Annotated in this window: 16 protein-coding genes; 8 read left to right on the top strand and 8 right to left on the bottom strand. The window is 44.5% G+C overall.

Annotation, left to right across the window (positions count from 1 at the left end; genetic code table 11):
- The first annotated feature begins 27 nt into the window (after nt 1-27).
- The 4 genes from L2747_RS14175 (at nt 28) to L2747_RS14160 (ending at nt 3670) form a co-directional block, all read left to right on the top strand.
- Nucleotides 28-711, top strand: a complete 684-nt coding sequence (locus L2747_RS14175) for a TIGR01621 family pseudouridine synthase (RefSeq protein WP_248999671.1) — start codon at nt 28-30, stop codon at nt 709-711.
- Between the two features lie 199 nt (nt 712-910).
- Entirely contained in the window at nt 911-1390 is a 480-nt protein-coding gene (gene coaD, locus L2747_RS14170) for a pantetheine-phosphate adenylyltransferase (protein ID WP_248999670.1), read from the top strand.
- A gap of 6 nt (nt 1391-1396) precedes the next feature.
- Nucleotides 1397-2896 carry a capsule assembly Wzi family protein gene (locus L2747_RS14165; protein ID WP_248999669.1) on the top strand — a complete coding sequence of 500 codons (1500 nt, stop codon included), beginning with the start codon at nt 1397-1399 and terminating at the stop codon, nt 2894-2896.
- 108 nt (nt 2897-3004) lie between these two features.
- A complete protein-coding gene (locus L2747_RS14160; RefSeq protein WP_248999668.1) occupies nt 3005-3670 on the top strand; it encodes a TVP38/TMEM64 family protein in 666 nt (221 codons plus the stop codon).
- A 38-nt stretch (nt 3671-3708) separates the two neighbouring features.
- On the opposite strand, the gene mutM is transcribed toward L2747_RS14160, so the two are convergent.
- Nucleotides 3709-4524 carry a bifunctional DNA-formamidopyrimidine glycosylase/DNA-(apurinic or apyrimidinic site) lyase gene (mutM, locus tag L2747_RS14155; protein WP_248999667.1) on the bottom strand — a complete coding sequence of 272 codons (816 nt, stop codon included), beginning with the start codon at nt 4522-4524 and terminating at the stop codon, nt 3709-3711.
- A 69-nt stretch (nt 4525-4593) separates the two neighbouring features.
- Complete coding sequence (locus L2747_RS14150; RefSeq protein ID WP_248999666.1) at nt 4594-5046, bottom strand: hypothetical protein; 453 nt, start codon at nt 5044-5046, stop codon at nt 4594-4596.
- A 598-nt stretch (nt 5047-5644) separates the two neighbouring features.
- Between L2747_RS14150 and L2747_RS14145 the strand changes: the two genes are divergently transcribed.
- Both L2747_RS14145 and L2747_RS14140 read left to right on the top strand, forming a co-directional pair.
- Complete coding sequence (locus tag L2747_RS14145; protein ID WP_220779837.1) at nt 5645-5899, top strand: hypothetical protein; 255 nt, start codon at nt 5645-5647, stop codon at nt 5897-5899.
- Nucleotides 5900-6678: 779 nt separating this feature from the next.
- Nucleotides 6679-7506, top strand: a complete 828-nt coding sequence (locus L2747_RS14140) for a TIGR02391 family protein (protein WP_248999665.1) — start codon at nt 6679-6681, stop codon at nt 7504-7506.
- 178 nt (nt 7507-7684) lie between these two features.
- On the opposite strand, the gene moaA is transcribed toward L2747_RS14140, so the two are convergent.
- Genes moaA through L2747_RS14110 form a run of 6 tightly spaced genes read right to left on the bottom strand, consistent with a single transcriptional unit; the run spans nt 7685 to nt 13434 of the window.
- Entirely contained in the window at nt 7685-8671 is a 987-nt protein-coding gene (moaA, locus tag L2747_RS14135; RefSeq protein WP_248999664.1) for a GTP 3',8-cyclase MoaA, read from the bottom strand.
- Between the two features lie 21 nt (nt 8672-8692).
- Nucleotides 8693-10492 carry a bifunctional molybdopterin-guanine dinucleotide biosynthesis adaptor protein MobB/molybdopterin molybdotransferase MoeA gene (locus tag L2747_RS14130; protein WP_248999663.1) on the bottom strand — a complete coding sequence of 600 codons (1800 nt, stop codon included), beginning with the start codon at nt 10490-10492 and terminating at the stop codon, nt 8693-8695.
- An 8-nt stretch (nt 10493-10500) separates the two neighbouring features.
- The gene (gene mobA / locus L2747_RS14125; protein ID WP_248999662.1) at nt 10501-11103 is read right to left on the bottom strand and encodes a molybdenum cofactor guanylyltransferase MobA; all 603 of its coding nucleotides are present in this window, start codon (nt 11101-11103) and stop codon (nt 10501-10503) included.
- Nucleotides 11104-11155: 52 nt separating this feature from the next.
- A complete protein-coding gene (locus tag L2747_RS14120) occupies nt 11156-11914 on the bottom strand; it encodes an ABC transporter ATP-binding protein (RefSeq protein ID WP_248999661.1) in 759 nt (252 codons plus the stop codon).
- A 3-nt stretch (nt 11915-11917) separates the two neighbouring features.
- Entirely contained in the window at nt 11918-12625 is a 708-nt protein-coding gene (locus L2747_RS14115) for an ABC transporter permease (protein WP_220779850.1), read from the bottom strand.
- Nucleotides 12622-13434, bottom strand: coding sequence for an ABC transporter substrate-binding protein (locus L2747_RS14110; RefSeq protein ID WP_248999660.1), 813 nt, complete (start codon nt 13432-13434; stop codon nt 12622-12624). The genes L2747_RS14115 and L2747_RS14110 overlap by 4 nt, the downstream gene beginning before the upstream one ends.
- A gap of 275 nt (nt 13435-13709) precedes the next feature.
- On the opposite strand from L2747_RS14110, the gene L2747_RS14105 reads away from it, so the two are divergent.
- Nucleotides 13710-15092: a sigma-54-dependent transcriptional regulator gene (locus L2747_RS14105; RefSeq protein ID WP_346347789.1), complete on the top strand. Its 1383-nt coding sequence runs from the start codon at nt 13710-13712 to the stop codon at nt 15090-15092.
- Nucleotides 15093-15123: 31 nt separating this feature from the next.
- The gene (locus tag L2747_RS14100; RefSeq protein WP_248999658.1) at nt 15124-17262 is read left to right on the top strand and encodes a sensor histidine kinase; all 2139 of its coding nucleotides are present in this window, start codon (nt 15124-15126) and stop codon (nt 17260-17262) included.
- The last annotated feature ends 1430 nt before the right edge of the window (nt 17263-18692 follow it).

Genomic DNA, 18692 nt, shown 5'->3' with positions numbered 1-18692 from the left:
GTTTGCCAATCTTTGAGAACGCCCAATATGTACCAAGTCATTGCCGATGAGCGCGATTTTATTGTCATTAATAAATCGGCAGAAGTTCACTTTCATAGCCAAGATGGCACAGCAGGCGTTGTCGCCCAAGCAGAAGCCGATCTTGGCATAAAGCTTTACTCTGTTCACCGACTTGATACTTTAACTTCTGGGCTGATTATTTTAGCTAAATCCAGTGAGGCCGCCGCCGAGTTTACGCGGATGTTTTCGGCGCATTTAGTGCAAAAATATTATCTAGCATTGGCACAAGGTAAACCTAAAAAGAAGCAAGGCTGGGTGATTGGCGATATGGCTAAATCTCGTCGTAGCATGCATAAGTTGCTACGCACCACAGACAACCCGGCGATTACCCAGTTTTTCTCGCACTCAATTGGAGACGGTGAGCGCCTGTATCTATTAAAACCTCATAGCGGAAAGACGCATCAGTTAAGAGTGGCATTAGCGAGTATAGGTACGCCAATTCTAGGCGATACCCTATACGGCGGCGTGACAGCTGACAGAGGTTATTTACATGCTTACAGTTTAGATTTTCAATACCTAGATCAAGCCTATCGCTATACGGTAGCGCCACCATCTGGTGAGCTATTTGATTCCGCCGCCGTGAAAGAGCAGCTTATGACATGGTCGCAACCTGCTGATTTAGCTTGGCCATCGTTGAAAAAATCCAGCTAAGCCGTAGATGTAAGCTGAATGTTAGCTAATTTTAACCGCTAAGCTAAATCTGTATTAATTCATCTTACTAATATCTGCTTTTGGATTCACAAATCAGCCCATAACGAGTAGGATAGAGCCCCTAAAAACTCCTGCTTTCAGGACAGTAATTTGAGTGACTACATGTTCACTTGATGACAAGATTAAGGGCTGATTTAACGTGCACAAGCGAGCTATTTATCCAGGAACATTTGATCCGGTGACCAATGGTCATGCCGATCTAATTGAGCGTGCGGCAAACCTATTTGAGCACGTGATTATTGGTATTGCAGCCAATCCTTCTAAGCAGCCTAGATTTACGCTTGATGAACGCGTTGAATTATTAAAAACCGTAACCGCCCATCTTGATAACGTTGAAGTCGTTGGCTTTAGTGGCTTATTAGTTGATTTTGCAAAAGATCAAAATGCTAGCGTATTAGTGCGAGGCCTACGCGCCGTATCTGATTTCGAGTACGAATTTCAGCTTGCCAATATGAACCGCCGTTTAAGCCCAGATCTTGAAAGTGTGTTTCTGACCCCAGCAGAAGAGAACTCATTTATTTCATCAACCTTAGTTAAAGAGGTTGCGCTGCATGGTGGCGATGTGAGCCAATTTGTTCACGCCGAAGTGGCCAATGCATTAATGAAAAAGGGCAAATAGCGACCCATGTTGAAGTTTATTAAAGTGAAAACGCTGCAAACATTACCTGCTGCAACACTGATGTTTTCAAGCATGGCTGCTGCAGCGCCATGGGTTGATACTTCTGATATCTATTTGCGTGCCGATATTCAAGCACTGGCCGATGCCGGTGTGATCACAGTACCTGTTAATACTTATCCATTGATGTGGTCTGGTATTGGCGGTGACTTAGCCAAGGTAGAGCCATCAACGTTAACGCCAGCGCTGGTTGATGCTTTTTCGCGGGTGAACTTTTATTACCGTAATGCTATCGATAATCGTGGCAATGCCAGTATTAAGCTTGCTGCCGCTAGCGACCCTGCACGTTTTCAACATTTTGGTTCAGACTATCGCGAACAAGGCGAAGCAACGGCCTCTTATGAATATCTAGGTGACCGTTTTGCTTACAAGATCTCAGCATCAGCCAACTATGATCCGTTAGACGATAAAGAATTCCGTTTTGACGATTCATATCTTGCTATGGCACTGGGTAATTGGATGTTTACCGCCGGCACTGTTGAACAGTGGTGGGGCCCAGGTTTTGACTCGTCACTGCACAAGTCAAATAACGCTAGGCCAATGCCATCATTGATGCTGAGCCGCAATAATGCGCAAGCATTTGAAACACCTTGGTTGTCGTGGTTAGGCCCATGGACTTTGAGTGCTGGCATCAGCATGTTTGAAGAGGAGCGCTATGCTCCTAATGCACTACTGTGGAACTTTAGAGGTTCAATCCGCCCGTTTAAGCAATTAGAAATGGGCGTGTCATGGACTACACAGTTTTGTGGTGAAGGCCAAGAATGTACTTGGGACAGTGCGTTTAAGTCTATTACGGGTCAACGCGATTGTCGCGCGGATAACGTAGATGAATTCGGTTGTTCTAACTATGGTAACCAAATTGCGGGTTATGATATTCGCTTTAGCGACACTTGGTACAACGTGCCGTTTGGGGTTTATTACCAAAGAACTTGTGAAGACGCTAAGAGCTCTGCCCCTTGGGATATCGTAGATTGTGGCTCAATGTTTGGTGCTGATACACGTTTTAACTTCGACGGTCAGCAGTATAAGTTGTTCCTCGAATACACTGATACCATGGTGTTCTGTGGCGAAGATGAAAACGCCTTCAACTGTTTTTATGAGCACTCAACGTATAGAAGTGGTTCACGTTACTACGGTCGCGCACTAGGCAGCACTTACGACAGTGACGCGAATGTCTACGTGTTAGGGTTAATAGGCCAGTTTGCCAATAGTAAAGGTTTTACCTCGTTACTACGTTATGCACAGCTAAACAAAGACGGCAAAAGCCCTACTCACGGCTGGGCGCCACAACCTCTTAAAGAGGACTTGTTGATGTTAGAGCTGAGCTATCGAATGCCTATTTGGTACGGCATGATGAGTGTGGGTGGCACAGTATCTCAATCAGAGTTTGAGGTACAAGAAAGTGACACCAATGCAACGGTATTCGGTACATACGAATATAAGTTTTAATTAACCTCTTAGCATTGAAAAAGCCAACGTTGATACGTTGGCTTTTTTACTGCTGCTGATACTAGATCTGGACAGCTTGGGCGTTTAAACAATGATTGCGGATTGGGTATGAAGCGTTTTGCGAAAATATTGTCAGTTATTACCGTGCTATCGCTGGTTATCTACGCGTTTCAACAAGGCGCATTTGCAACGGTTGCTGATAGTAATTGGATTGCCGATTATTTAGCTGAGCAGGGTGATAAGGGCCTTGTGGTGCTATTTTTTATTGGCGCGGCTTATACCAGTGTTGGTGGGCCAAGGCAGTTTATGGCTTTTGCTTTTGGTTTTGCACTTGGCGGGATAAAAGGCGCGCTAGTGGGGAGCTTATCGGCGCTACTAGGCTGCGTTCTTACCTTCTATTTTGCTCGATTTGTGTTTAGGGATAGCTTAAAAAAACGCTTTCAATCTAAGTTGACTCGCCTAGAGAATTTAATTGTTCAGCGCACGATATTGAAGATGATTATGATCCGTATTTTGCCGCTGAGCAGCAATTTTCTGACCAATCTGGCTGCGGGTTCAACTCACATTAGTGCTTGGCGCTTTTTTACTGGCAGTGGTATCGGTTTTATTCCGCAAATGATGGTGTTTAGTTTTGCTGGAGCAGGACTTGGACTGTCAGACAATACCAGTTTACTAATCAGCGCGGGATTATTTGTGTGTGCCTCAATCATCGCCTTTTACTTGTATAAAACTCGCTTAAGGCAGCAGATAAGCGAGATCATAGAAGAGAAGTAATCTCGCTTAACCATTGTAACTTGATATGCGCTAGCGGGTTATTTTTGCTGGCATAAACTACAGAACACCGTCGCCCGTTGGCCAAGCTTAATTTCACTGAGTAGATGGCCACATTGAGTACAGGTTTCACCGCCACGGCCATAAACGTGCAGCTTTTGCGCAAAGTATCCCGGTTTACCATCGGCATTGGTAAAGTCTTTAAGGGTGGTGCCGCCTTGTTTGATCGCACCAGCAAGGATCTGCTTCACTTCAGCGACTAAAATCTCAATCCGCTCCGCATCGACTTTGCCTGCTTCTGCTTGCGGATGAATCCCTGCCGCAAATAGCGCTTCATTGGCATAAATATTCCCTACACCAACCACAATGTGATTGTCCATTAAACACAGCTTGATGGCCTTTTTCTTGTTAGCCAAACTCTCTAATAGGTATGGGGCATTAAAGGCGTCAGTCAGCGGTTCAGGGCCTAATTTAGCTAATAATGGGTGTGCTTGTTCCGGTAACTCGCACCAGAGCCAGGCGCCGAAGCGTCTTGGATCGTTGTAGCGCAGTGCTTTGCCGCTAGCGAGCACTAAATCGATATGGTCGTGTTTTTCAACCGGGGTTGAAGCAGGCAAAATACGCAGGCTACCCGACATGCCTAAATGGACAATAGTGGTACCGGCATCAGTGTCGATAAGTAAGTATTTAGCGCGGCGGCGTACATTTCGTATGGTTTGACCAACAATCTGCTTAGCAATTTCAGGTACCGGCCAACGCAGTGACGGATTACGCACAATTAAGTCGGTGACTTGGTTATCAATTAGATAAGGTGATACACCTTGGCGAGTGACTTCAACTTCGGGAAGTTCCGGCATTTATATTCTCTCTTGTTGTTATTTTTCTATGCTGCTATTGATAACTGCCATTACGAGTATTTAGCGTGATCAGTTTACTTGCGCGCGAATAATCGGTTTGAGTGCTTCGCGTAGACTGGGTGGCACTTGATACCAGTTGCCTGCGGGCGACTTTAATAAACCTTGTTGTTGAAACAATACCCACAGCTGCGCATCATCGAGATCATCCACTTGAATCACTAACTCTATCGGTTCACCTGCCGTTTCTGGTTTATCGGTTAGTGCGGAGATATGTACTTGCTGCCAAGCGTTAGCCCACTCTAAGCAGTTGAGCACATTGCTACTGCATTGCCAGCCAGATTGGCGTTTCTGCAACCAATGCTCAGCATATTGTAGTTGTGATAATGGCGCCGCTTTATCAAATAGGGCTTGGGTATGCAGTGGTGTTTGTTGGCTGTTTTTTTCAATCACAGTCAGCACGGAGATCATCAGCACGGAGGCGACGATAATGATGGTGTTCCACTTTTTACGTGAGAGTGCCATTGTTTATGTGGTTGTTTGTATGAGTGGTTATTTTATAAGTGTATCTGCAAGTTGGTTTAACCACAAATGGTTGGTTTCAAGCTACCGCTTGGGGTGGTGGGTTAGACGTTGTCTAACAATTGGTTCTTATCAGGCGATGCCTGACTTCTAAGTTAGACTTCGTCTAACAACTTAAGCAATCAAACTTCGTTTGATAATTCCGTCAGGCTGCGCCTGAGCTAAAGGCAATCAAGCTGCGCTTGATAAAGGTCGTGAGCTTCCAGCTCACACTCGGCCAAGAGGGGATCAACAGCAATCCCCTCTTGGATCACCCCTGCCGCCCCTAACGAAGTTGTTGATCCTCAGTCATTTTCGAAAATCGCTATCGCCTCATATTCGCCATCCATGGCTCACCTAAGGCTACCTCGGCATCCATGCCTCGCTCACGCGATTGTTCTTCAATGACTTCGGCAACTTCAATGGGGAGTTGGTGTTTTCTGTGGCTTCTGAGTTAATGTTATTGCTCTTCTAGCTTGCTAACTCATTTCATATTTTTCGGTGTATAGTCGCTTAATAACTATGAAATCAGCGATCTAGCTGATACTTGAAGAGAATAATCATGTTACCTAAAGAAATTGCTCAATTGGCTGTGCAGAAGCTAAATAAGAAGTTATCTAACGAGATTTTTTTGATCATTCAGAATGACCGTGAATTGATGCAGGCTTACCTTAAGGCTGTTGAGGCTAGTGGTGTTGAATCGGTAAACCAGCAAATTGGTAAAGAGATTAAGGCTGCTTACCAGTTGGTTAATATCAATAAACGCGAAGATGATCCGTCGTGTACTTTGATCAAGAGTCATCAAATGTTCGAGTAACGAGTTTTTTGGCCTATCAGGCTACGCCTGAGTTTTAAGTTAGACTTCGTCTAACAACTTAAGCAATCAAGCTGCGCTTGATAAAGGTCGTGAGCTTCCAGCTCACACTCGGCCAAGAGGGGATCAACAGCAATCCCCTCTTGGATCACCCCTGCCGCCCCTAACGAAGTTGTTGATCCTCAGTCATTTTCGAAAATCGCTATCGCCTCATATTCGCCATCCATGGCTCACCTAAGGCTACCTCGGCATCCATGCCTCGCTCACACGATTGTTCTTCAATGACTTCGGCAACTTCGATGGGGGAATTGGTGTTTTCTGTAACCTTTGAGTTGTTGGTCTTTTCTTTTTCTTTGTCTTTTTATAGGTCTAACGCAGAGGTTGGAAGGTTGTGCTTTTCAAATCAGGTGTAGATGCGGCCGTGACCATCCATGACATGGATGTCATGGTCGAGCCTCCAGGGATGGACTTGCAGCGTGTCACGGCAGTATCTGCACATACGCTTGCCGCAGGCAATTAGCTGCACCTCATGGATGCAGTGATTTATGGGGATATTAGTTACTGAAATCGAAACAGTTAAGCTGTTGTAATTGCCCTTCCATGCACACATTAATATGTATCAATAATAATCGAATAGATTTGATGTGAACTTTGAAAACAATGGGTTATATTCGAAATAAGGACACCCTCAAGATATACTAGTAATATTGAAAAAAGCATCACCGATAACAATATTATCTGCTCTGTAGTTCAATAAACCGTTACATTTTTCAAGGGATATTATGGCAGCAATCGAGAAATTAGATTTCAGTGTTATCGAGTCCTTATCTAAGGTTCTTGGTGAAACTGAAAATGGATTTACTGGTGCAGAAATAGCAAAGGTATTATACGAATCTAATATTGAAGATATCGATTCATATAATACAAAGTGGAAAAGGCTCAACTCAGCTTTAGCAAATAGACAGGAAAAGGATCGCTGTGCAAATAATGTAATCGTTTTTGTACAAAATGCTATGAATCCAGCAAGACATTATGACAATTTAGAATGGTTTAACGATACTAAATACAAAATCAATCAGATATTAAGTTTTTCAGGCTTACATCTTGGTGATGATGGAAAGGTTGGATATGTGAAGAGATCCAATACAATAAGTGAGGCAGCAGCTAGAGCAAGTAAGTTAAAAGAGCATTTGGTAACTAGAAATGTTCATCCTGATGTTCTGAAGTACTGCAAAGAAGAGTTATTAGTAGACAACTACTTTCATACTGTCTTTGAAGCAACGAAAAGTGTCGCTGATAAAATTAGAAATCTAACAGATCTCCAGTCTGATGGGGCCAACCTAGTTGATGAAGCTTTTTCATTTAAAGGTGTACCCCATTTAGCTCTAAACTCATTGCAATCAGAAAGTGAGAAAAGTGAACAGAAAGGGTTTATGAATTTACTTAAGGGCCTATTTGGAACATTCCGAAATACGACCGCACACGCTCCCAAAATTACGTGGAGTATTGAGGAAATTGATGCCTTGGACATATTATCTTTGGTTTCACTTGTGCATCGAAGGCTGGATAGAGCTACTAAAGCCAAGAAAATCTACGAAGGTAAAATGTAGCAAGCGCATCCACTTAGAGCTAATTTCTTCAGTAGCTGATGTACATTATAATAAAACAAAACCCGACGTAAATGTCGGGTTTTGTGTATGTAGCTCAAGCTAACAGTCAACCACTGTGGTGACAGAAAACACCAGACCACCAACAAGCGAAGAAGAAACTGTTCAAGCAACAGTTAACTCAACCACCAGTTGCATTCATAAACCGCAAGATCTGTGTTTCCCCATTTGGGTCAAAATGGTGTTCTTTTGGCTTGTGTTGAATGCCGTCTAGAATCGCCACTTTTAGCTTTTCAATGTCGCCGGGGAATTCGCGCAGTATCGCTTTTAAATCTACCGAGTTTTCATTGCCTAAACACAATAACAATCTGCCTTCTACGGTGACGCGGACGCGGTTGCATTCGTGGCAGAAGTTGTTGCTGTGGGGCGAGATAAATCCTACATGGATGTCGCTGCCCGGCATGGTGAAGTAGCGCGCTGGGCCACCTGTGCGGCGGTTTGACTGAATAAGCTCATAACGCTCGCTGATGATGTCTTGAATTTCTTTGCTGCTGCAGTGGCGGCTGCGCTTGCGCTCATCGATGACGCCTAATGGCATCTCTTCGATAAAGGCAATGTCGAGGTCGCGTTCGCGGCAAAACTCAATGAGATCTAAGACTTCATCATCGTTTTGACCACGCAAAATCACTGCGTTGATTTTAATCTTCTTAAAACCTGCGGCGATGGCGGCGTCGATGCCGGCGATGACGCGGTCGACTTTACCGTTGCGGGTTAAGCTGGTGAACAGGTCTGGTTTTAGAGTGTCGAGACTAATATTGAGTCGATTTAAGCCTGAGTCGTGCATCTCTGCGGCGAAGCGGGTTAAACGCGAGCCGTTGGTGGTCATCGACAACTCTTCAAGTCCGGGGAGTTTACCCAGTAGTTTGACCAATTGATCGCAGTCGGTGCGCACTAAGGGCTCACCACCGGTTAGGCGGATTTTCTTTACACCTAATTCGGTAAAGGCTTGTGCGACCCAAGCTAACTCTTCAAGACTAAGAACATGTTCTCGGCTTAAAAAGCACGGATCTTCGCTCATGCAATACACGCAGCGAAAATCACAGCGGTCAGTGACTGAAAGGCGCAGGTATTCTACCGTGCGACCAAAAGTGTCAACGATCAAACTCATACTGGCTACCTACATGACCTCTTAAAGGAGGTCGGCAAAAGGTTGAATATAAACTGTGTCACCTGGATTTAACTGGTCATCTTTCTCGCCTATCACGATGAGACAGTTTCCTTTTACCATAGAGCTAAGCATCCCTGAGCCCTGAGCACCTGTTGTAGTTACATGTAACTTGCCGTCTGCCGCTAAGTGATACACGCCGCGTGTAAACTCGGTGCGGCCTGTGCGGCTACGTAGCGGTTTGTCGGTAATCGCTGGCACCATGGTATGGATCCAGTTTTGCTCACCGGCAAGCTTGCGAATGGCTGGCTGTACAAACTGTAAAAACGATACCATTACCGCGACTGGGTTACCCGGTAAACCGAAGAATAAGCTATCGTCGATTTGACCAAAGGCCAGTGGGCGACCCGGACGCATATTGATGCGCCAGAAGTTAATTTGCCCAACTTGTTCTAGTACGGTTTTAATGTAATCGGCATCGCCGACTGATACACCGCCTGAACTGATCACGATATCAGCTTTGGCTGCGCCATCTTTTAACGCTTGCGCCAGTGCTGCTTCAGAATCTTGAATAATGCCTAAATCAATGACTTCACAACCTAGCTTTTTCGCCATTGATTTAATGGTGTAGCGGTTTGAGTCAAAAATGCAGTTGGCTTTTAGGGGCTCGCCTGGCTGGCAAACTTCATCACCGGTTGAGAATACGGCGACTTTTGGACGCTTAAATACCGGTAACTCACCAAAACCTAATGAGGCTAGTAAACCTTGCTCGGCGGCATGCAGACGAGAATGCGCGGCTAAGGCGGTTGCACCTTGAGCAATATCTTCACCGGCTTGGCGTACGTGTTGACCTAGGCTCATGTCGCCTTCAAAGCTAACTGCGCCGTCTTGCTCGTTAGCAAGTTCACGTAGTTGAATGGTGTCTGCACCTGCCGGTAGTGGCGCGCCTGTCATGATGCGCACGGCTTCACCATTAGCAATGGTGCCGTTATAAGCGTGGCCTGCCATGACTTCGCCAACCATCTTGTATGATGCGTCTGCGGTATCACTTAGCTTAAATGCGTAGCCGTCCATCGCTGAGTTAGTGTGCTGCGGCACATCCACAGGAGAAATGGCGTCGCTTGCCAGTACGCGGTTTTCTAACTCGTCGAGATCAACTGACTCGATAGCGGTTACTGGTTTTACGTAAGAAAGAATTTTATCAATACCTTGGCGAACTGACAGCGTAGTGCTGGTATCGAGTTCACAGCCACAAGTTGGCGCCATAGGCAGATCAACAGGGCAAGGCTGCCACGTGGCAATGTATTCGCCGACGTAGTCGGCAATTTGCGCTACATTGTTGATATCTAAACGGCGCAGTTCACTCGGTAATTCGGTGTCATCACAGCAAGCAATCGCTTGGATGTTATCGTCGTGAGTATGGATGAAAGGCTTGCCGTGTGCGGCGCGATGCAGTTCTATCTTAGGAAGTTCGAGCTTTTTAAAACCTTCAACAAGGACGATATCAACCTTGTCGGCTTCGATCTGTTTTAGCAAATGCGGTAACTCAGGGTCGCCGTCTTTGGCATCTTCAGTCATTAACGCCCAGCGCACATGAGAGGCAACTAGCATCTGCTTTGCGCCAGCTTTGCGCATTTCGTAGCTGTCTTTGCCTGGAATATCGACATCGAAGTTATGATGAGCATGCTTAATGACTGCGAGTCGCACACCACGGCGATTAAGCTCTGGGATTAATTGCTTTAATAATGTGGTCTTGCCTGTGCCGCTGTAGGCACAGAATCCGAGTACTGGGATCGGTAACGGATTAGTAAAAGGTATGCTCATTTACACCTCTAGTGATTTTCTTCATTAGCTATGGCATCGCCTAGCTGCTGTTTTTGTTCTGGTGTGTTTACGTTTACAAACGCATTGGGCTGATCGGCAAACTCAGCGACGACATAATGGTGCTTGGCATACCAAAAATCGATTTTGCGTTCTCCAGCATCTAAAAAGGCTTTCATTGATGCACGTAAACTCGGCTTTAGCAACATAACTACAGGTTGCTCGCGCTTGCCGTCACTTGCTACTGCAAGTTCAGCATCTTCAGCCGTTAATTTCGCTAGCATTCTAGCGACTAAATCAGTTGGTAACAGTGGGCAATCGCAAGGAACGACCAATAAATATTCTGCATTAGTCTCGCTCATTGCGGTGATCATGCCAGCCAATGGGCCTAAATAGCCGCTATCTTGGTCACTGAACACTTTAAAACCGAACTCAGAATAACGGTTTTGGTTACGATTTGCGTTGATCAGGATCTCCTTAACTTGAGGTTTTATCCGATCAATAGCATGTTTAATCATTGGCTGATCTCTCAGTTCGACTAAACCTTTATCGTTTCCACCCATACGTCTGGCCATACCGCCAGCAAGGATTACTGCATCAACTTGTGCTGCCATTACTGTTACCTAATTATTTGTTGCTGTTTTTACTGAAAAATTGCTAATGAACCTATCCTACCGATACGTGCAAACTTGTCGAAAGTTCAACCTGAGTATCATCAACGCAGTTAAAAGCACTGACATTGTCGGTGGTGATGGTTTTATTGCTAACAAGCCAAGCATGATCGCATACTTTAGTTAACATACAAGTCTGATGGCTACTAATTAGCATACCAGTGCCTTGTTGTTTTAAGTCGGTGATCATTTGCAGCACTAAATGCTGAGAATGCTTGTCCATATTGGAGGTGGGTTCATCAAGCATTAATAGCTTAGGCTGGATGATCCAAGCTCTAGCAATGGCTAAACGCTGCTTTTCACCGCCAGACAAGCTTGATGCGGCTTGGCTTAATAGATGGCGCAACTGCGCTTTATCAATTGCTAGCTCTGTGCGGGCTTTTAGTTGCTCTTTATCTGCGGTTAAAAACCTCAGTGGATACGTTAGGTTATACAACACACTGCCTTCAAACAGGTAAGGGTGCTGGTGCAAATACAGCGCTTTACCTGTAATAGACTTACTGCGCCACCAAGGAGCCATCGCAAAACCTTCGGCGTAAATTGTGCCTTTAGAGGGCTGATTAAAGCCAGCTAGTAACTTCATTAACGTGGTTTTGCCGCAGCCATTATCACCTTGCAGGTGGATCACGCGGTTTTGTTCAAACACTAATTTCTCTGCGCTAAAAAGATGCTTATCTTCAAAGCGCATATCAATATTCTTTGCAATGATTCTTGCTGTGTTTGTGGCTTTTTTCGCTGCCATTATAGTCGTCATTGGTTAATGACTCCTCGGCTCAGCTTTGCCTCTTAGTGTACCTAAAGCAAAGTTTAAAATAAGTGCAAGTACCAGTAGTACTAGCCCGAGTGCAATAGCTTGGGCAAAGTCACCTTTACTGGTTTCCAATGCGATAGCTGTTGGAATGTTTCGTGTCACCCCTGCAATGTTGCCACCAACCATCATAGAACAACCAATTTCAGTCAGAATACGACTAAAGGCAGCAACAATAGCTAATAATAGTGGAACTTTCAGCTCTCTGCAGACAGCCCATATAGCGCTGAGTGCTGGTGCGCCTAGGGTGCGAGAGGTTTCCCAGGCTCTGCGGTCAACACTGGTAAAGGCGGCTTGGCTCATAGCAACAAGCACTGGTGCGCAGATCATCATCTGCCCCAATATCATACCTTGCTGGGTAAATAGCCATTTTAAATCGCCTAGCGGACCCATGCGCGTCAGTAGAAGGTAGACCAAAAGGCCAATAACAACTGTGGGGATAGACTGCAGAGTTTGGATAAGGTTGGTGACTAACCAGCGGCCAGGAAAACGGGTAAAGGCCAATAGAAAGCCCAGCACCATAGAGGGCAGAAGCGTAATCGCCAAAGCCGCAAAAGATACCGCAAAAGAAACGGAAATAATGGACCACACTTCGGGGTCCAATGAAAACAGCAGGCTTAATGCCTGCTGTATAAGGGCTAACCAGCCTTCATTCATTCGCTATATGTTGCCTTGAACAATTGTTCTCCCTGAACCTTGTAATTGTTGATCATGCCTTGCGCTTCAGCGCCGATCAGCCAGTCACTTAGTGCTTGAGCACCTTTGTGATTTAGCGTTGGGTACTTAGTTTTGCTGATTAGGATGATTTGGTACGGGTTAGCGAGTGCTGGGCCGCCATCAAAATCAACTGCTAGGTCTATTTTACCTGAATAAGCAACGAAAGTACCACGGTCAGATAGCGTATAAGCCTCTAATTCGCTGGCCATTAATAGCGTTTTGCCCATACCTTGACCAACTGAAGTGTAGCCTTTGAAGTCAGGAGTGATTTTAGCATTCTTCCATACTAGTAGTTCTTTCATGTTGGTGCCTGAATTGTCACCACGTGAAATGAAAGGCACACCTGATTTAGCGATTTTAGCAAAGGCTTCTTCAGCAGTTTTGCTTGAACGAATTTTAGCTGGGTCGCTCTTAGGACCAAGAACTACGAAGTCATTTTCCATAATGCCACGTGGTAGACGGCCGTAACCTTCTTCAACGAATTTTGCTTCAGCGCCTGGAGCGTGAGTCATAACCACATCAACGTCGCCTTGGCGAGCAAGTTTTAGCGCCTTACCTGTACCTGTTGCAATAACTTGCACTTTGTAGCCTGATTCAGCTTCAAACTTTGGTAATAGGTTCTTTAGTAGGCCTGAATTTTCAGTACTGGTAGTTGTAGCAAGCTTAATCACTTCATTAGCTTGAACTGGCATACCAACAAATAGTGCTGCGGTAACCGCAAGACCAATAGCGCGTTTAAGGTTTAACATTTTAGCTCCTATGGAAAATAAAATAGACCTCTCGATACCTGAGGGTCTGAACAAAATCGAATACCCCCATTAAAAGCAAGTTTGATGCCATACTTAGATTGCATTATTTGAGTTCACACTTGTATCACTTGTGTGATCCAGATCCCGTAGGTGGCAGAAAAGTCACAGACATTATGTCCCAAGATCGCGATTACATGGTTCATAGTGACCAATTTAGACGAGTTCGATGATAGACTCTGTATATAATGAGTCAAAATGTCCGCCTGACAGACAAGGTGGGACAGAGAATGAATAATATGAAGCCACTTCCTTCTGCTGTATCTGTATTGATTGTTGATGATGAGCCAGGCATGCGCAGCTTTTTGAAAAAAGCGTTAGCCAAGAAGTTTGCCTTAGTTGAAACGGCATCGAGTGTTGAAGATGCTGAGCAGCTACGTTCGCGTTGCCATTTTGATCTGCTAATTGTCGATATTCGTCTGCCAGGCCGTTCTGGTATTGAATGGCATGAGGCATTGAACGATCAAGAAAGACGTTCAGACATCATCTTTATGACAGGTTACGCTGATATGGATGTGGCTATTAAAGCGCTGCGCGCCGGTGCGTCAGACTTTATTATGAAACCATTCCACCTTGAGCAGATGATGAAAGCGGTTGACCGCTGTATTGAACGCCGTCTGTTAAAGCGTGAAAACCTGATGTTACGCCGCGAAGTGTCATTCAATCAATCTTCAACCATTATCGGTCAAAGCGATGCCATGACCGAGGTTAAGCACGTTATTGAACGTGTCGCGCCAACCAATGCTGTGGTACTGATAGAAGGTGAATCGGGTACAGGTAAAGAGTTAGTGGCTCGCCAGCTGCATATCCTTAGTGGTCGCCAAGGACCGTTTGTACCGGTTAACTGTGGCGCGATTGCCCCAGAGTTACTCGAAAGCGAGCTATTTGGCCACTCAGCCGGTGCGTTTACTGGTGCTAAGGGTAATCGTGAAGGTCTATTTAGTTTTGCTTCTGGCGGTACAATCTTCCTTGATGAAATCGGTGAAATGCCGCTGAAGATGCAAACGGCATTATTACGTGTGCTGGAGCAACGTACCATTCGCCCTGTCGGTAGCGAGAAAGAGATCAATATTGATGTGCGCGTTCTAGCGGCAACTAACCGCAAGTTATCTGAAGAAGTGGAAGCGGGTAACTTTAGACGTGATCTATATTATCGCTTGAACGTACTCGACATTGTGATTCCGCCACTGCGCGAACGTCCTGAAGATATTGTTGAGCTAACGCATCACTTTACCTGCCAATTAGCGGCAGAGTTAGGCGTAAAAGAAGTTGTTTGGAGCCATGAAGATTTATTAAAGCTGCAACAGCACGAATGGCCGGGTAATATTCGCGAACTACGCAATATGATCGAACGTTGCATCTTGTTAGGTAAGCCGCCTGCAGAGTACTGGAAGGTTCAACCTAAAGCGGAAATGGCAGTCGAGTCAGGTTATCCATTACAATGGGCGCTTAAAGATGTTGAGCGTGACCATGTAACCCGAGTCGTTGATCTGCACGGTGGTAATAAATCTGCGGCAGCACGAGACCTAGGGGTTTCACGTAAGACGTTGGATCGTAAATATAAAGAGTGGTTTGGCGGTGACGCCGACAAAGAAGAATAGTTATTACAAAGTCACTCTAAGGGGAGTCTAGGTGTCGTTTTTTTCCAATATGTTTGGTGTTAGCTGGCAACAAATGCAGGCTAAGGTGCGCTATCGAATCTTGATTTTAACCCTGTTGCCTATTTTGCTAACACTGGTGAGTTTGGTTTTTATTACTATCTATTGGAATATTAGCTACACAGGCAAACAGCTGTTTATGAAGGTCAAAGCCGATTTGACCGTGGCAAATAGCACCCTAATAACAGTACAAGACAACCAAGAAAAGCAGCTTGAGCTGGTAATGGAGTCTTGGCCATTTCAAAATGACTTTAGACAGATAAATAAAGACTCGAGTGTGCAGCAGGCTAATCTGCAGCAGGTATTAGATAAAGCGAAGAAAGATCTTAATTTAGACTTCTTACGTCTTATCAACGTATCTGATGCTGCTGCCGATCCTGATTTACGCCAGATGCTACCGCATATTGAAGGAACCGAGCCTTTTTCTGGACTTATGGTACTTGAGCCTAGTCGCTTGGCACGGATTGATCCTGAACTTGCCGACAGAGCTAAAGTGACCGTGATGAAAACTCAGCGGGCGCAAGAGCCGATTAAACATGAAGAGAAGCGCGGTTTACTTAGCCGTAGTTTACTACCTGTCGTCGGTGTAGATGGTCATGTGGCTTGGTATCTCGACGGTGGGATCATGCTAAACCGCGATACCCGTATTGTTGACCATATTCGTGACTTGGTTTACGACAAAGGCACATTACCTGAACGCTCTATCGGTACTGTGACTATTTTCCTCGATAATATCCGTATTAGTACTAACGTGCCGCTGCACTTTTTTCCTAAAGGTGATGACCAGCAAGGCCGTGCCTTGGGTAGCTTAGTGTCATCAGAGGTGCGTGAAAAAGTACTTAATCAAGGCCTGCTTTGGGTCGATCGTGCGTTTGTATTTAACGATTGGTTTATTTCAGCTTATTCCCCGCTTGAAGATATCAACGGCAAGCGTATTGGTATGATCTACACTGGCTTTTCTGAGTCACCATTTATCCATAACTACCTGCTGAACATTATCGAGCTTGGCACCATTTTGATGTTGGTACTACTGGTATCGGGTTGGTTAGTTTATCGTGGTGCTTACAGCTTATTACAGCCCATTGAACGTATTCACCATGTAGTGAAAGCGGTGCAATCTGGACGTAACTTACGTATCGGTTCATTAGGTTTAGATAGCGATAATGAACTATCTAACTTGGCCGAGCAGTTTGACCGAATGCTAGATCTATTGCAGCGTCGCAATAGCCAAATTCAAGCGGCGGCAGAACAACTAGAAGTTAAAGTAGAAGAGCGTACTCGCAGCTTACAAGAGAAAACTGAGGAGCTACAAGCTAACGTAGCACTGCTTAACGAGACCCGTCAGCAGTTGGTGATCAATGAAAAGCTAACCGCGCTGGGTGAGTTAACAGCGGGTATTGCCCATGAAATAAATAACCCAACGGCGGTGATTTTGGGCAATATGGAGCTGCTTAAGTACGAGTTAGGCGATCGAGCAGACGATGTAGAAGAAGAGATTGAGCTGGTTATTCAGCAGGTTGGTCGTATTAGTACGATTATCCGTAGCTTATTGCAATATAGCCGTCCTGGTGAGTTTAACGCGCCACTTGAAATGCACCAGATCACGCCAATTATCGAAGAGATGTTGGTGTTGGTACGTCATTCAATTCAAAAGCAGCAAGTAGTACTTAATCAAGAGCTTAACGCTAGCTATCCTATTCAAGTTAACCGTCCGCAGTTATTGCAGGTATTGATTAACTTGGTAGTAAACGCGGCTCACGCAATGAACGGTAAGGGCCAAATCTGGATCCGTACTTATGATTGGGTACAGCAGGGTGAACCGGTTGGAGTAAAAATTGAAGTTGAAGATGAAGGTAAAGGTATTCCTGAAGAGGAACTTAACCGTATTTTTGACCCATTTTATACCACACGCAAAGATGGTACCGGCTTAGGCCTATCGCTTAGTTACGGTATTATTAAACGTATTGGTGGCACCATTGAAGTTAGCTCGACGGTAGGTAAGGGCAGCTTATTTACGATTGGTTTGTACCATAAAGCAATTGAAGACCAGAGCAACGCGCCATACGAGGGGCTACAGTTCAATGGCAAGCACTCGGGCATGTCTAGAGAATAAAGTTTTTCATCATTAGCTGGGCATTCGTCCCGGCTATTTTTCCTTGTTTATCACACCTTGTTTCATGCAAAAAATGCCGAGATAATAATTCTGGCTATGAAGAAAAAGTATGTGAGCAATGTGATGCCGCCACATCAACCGTTGAGGCTAATCGTTATTTTGTTTTAGGCAAAAAAATAGCCGAGATAATAATTCTGGCTATGAAGAAAAAGTATGTGAGCAATGTGATGCCGCCACATCAACCGTTGAGGCTAATCGTTATTTTGTTTTAGGCAATAAAATGCCGAGATAATAATTCTGGCTATGAAGAAATAGTATGTGAGCAATGTGGTGCAGGCACATCAATCGTTGAGGCTAATCGTTATTTTGTTTTAGGCAAAAAAATAGCCGAGATAATAATTCTGGCTATGAAGAAAAAGTATGTGAGCAATGTGGTGCAGCCACATCAATCATTGAGGCTAATCGTTATTTTGTTTTAGGCAATAAAATGCCGAGATAATAATTCTGGCTATGAAGAAAAAGTATGTGAGCAATGTGGTGCAGCCACATCAATCATTGAGGTTAATCGTTATTTTGTTTTAGGCAATAAAATGCCGAGATAATAATTCTGGCTATGAAGAAAAAGTATGTGAGCAATGTGGTGCAGCCACATCAACCGTTGAGGCTAATCGTTATTTTGTTTTAGGCAATAAAATGCCGAGATAATAATTCTGGCTATGAAGAAAAAGTATGTGGGCAATGTGGTGCAGCCACATCAATCGTTGAGGCTAATCGTTATTTTGTTTTAGGCAAAAAAATAGCCGAGATAATAATCCCGGCCACAAAGAGTGTGTGAGCAATGTCGTGCTTAATTAAACTCTAACTTGCAGGAGATGAGATGCCTTTAAGTTATTTCCGAGTTCTTGGAACGCATGTAAATAATAATCATTATCATTTGGTCTTGCAAGCTCAAAATGTAAAAAAGTGATTAATATTTGAGTAAATAAAATTTAATCAAATACAAGCAGTGGCTTACGTGACAAATACATTGGCAGTCTTTACATTAGCGATTAGTGAATTTTACTGGATTCGCCTTATTTGAAGCAAATTAAGCCCGGCTCTTAAAAAGTATGTGAGCATTGCGATGCTGTCATCACAATCGTTAGTATCAGATCGGTGACGAATAAGTAGAGATGTTTTGTTTCAGGTAAAAAATAGCCGGGATAATAATCCGCGGCTCTTAAAAAGTATGTGAGCATTGCGATGCTGTCATCACAATCGTTAGTATCAGATCGGTGACGAATAAGTAGAGATGTTTTGTTTCAGGTAAAAAAATAGCCGGATAATAATCCGCGGCTCTTAAAAAGTATGTGAGCATTGCGATGCTGTCATCACAATCGTTAGTATCAGATCGGTGACGAATAAGTAGAGATGTTTTGTTTCAGGTAAAA

The sequence above is a fragment of the Shewanella marinintestina genome, assembly GCF_023283845.1.
Taxonomy (GTDB): Bacteria; Pseudomonadota; Gammaproteobacteria; order Enterobacterales; family Shewanellaceae; genus Shewanella; species Shewanella marinintestina.
This window is presented reverse-complemented; position numbering and strand designations above follow the sequence as displayed.

Excerpts from the sequence above, each read along its gene's own strand:
- L2747_RS14145 (WP_220779837.1), top strand. The coding sequence starts at position 5,645 with ATGTTACCTAAAGAAATTGCTCAATTGGCTGTGCAGAAGCTAAATAAG.
- L2747_RS14120 (WP_248999661.1), bottom strand. The coding sequence starts at position 11,914 with ATGACGACTATAATGGCAGCGAAAAAAGCCACAAACACAGCAAGAATC.
- L2747_RS14150 (WP_248999666.1), bottom strand. The coding sequence starts at position 5,046 with ATGGCACTCTCACGTAAAAAGTGGAACACCATCATTATCGTCGCCTCC.
- L2747_RS14165 (WP_248999669.1), top strand. The coding sequence starts at position 1,397 with ATGTTGAAGTTTATTAAAGTGAAAACGCTGCAAACATTACCTGCTGCA.
- L2747_RS14160 (WP_248999668.1), top strand. The coding sequence starts at position 3,005 with ATGAAGCGTTTTGCGAAAATATTGTCAGTTATTACCGTGCTATCGCTG.
- L2747_RS14175 (WP_248999671.1), top strand. The coding sequence starts at position 28 with ATGTACCAAGTCATTGCCGATGAGCGCGATTTTATTGTCATTAATAAA.
- L2747_RS14130 (WP_248999663.1), bottom strand. The coding sequence starts at position 10,492 with ATGAGCATACCTTTTACTAATCCGTTACCGATCCCAGTACTCGGATTC.
- L2747_RS14110 (WP_248999660.1), bottom strand. The coding sequence starts at position 13,434 with ATGTTAAACCTTAAACGCGCTATTGGTCTTGCGGTTACCGCAGCACTA.
- mutM (WP_248999667.1), bottom strand. The coding sequence starts at position 4,524 with ATGCCGGAACTTCCCGAAGTTGAAGTCACTCGCCAAGGTGTATCACCT.
- L2747_RS14140 (WP_248999665.1), top strand. The coding sequence starts at position 6,679 with ATGGCAGCAATCGAGAAATTAGATTTCAGTGTTATCGAGTCCTTATCT.
- mobA (WP_248999662.1), bottom strand. The coding sequence starts at position 11,103 with ATGGCAGCACAAGTTGATGCAGTAATCCTTGCTGGCGGTATGGCCAGA.
- moaA (WP_248999664.1), bottom strand. The coding sequence starts at position 8,671 with ATGAGTTTGATCGTTGACACTTTTGGTCGCACGGTAGAATACCTGCGC.
- L2747_RS14115 (WP_220779850.1), bottom strand. The coding sequence starts at position 12,625 with ATGAATGAAGGCTGGTTAGCCCTTATACAGCAGGCATTAAGCCTGCTG.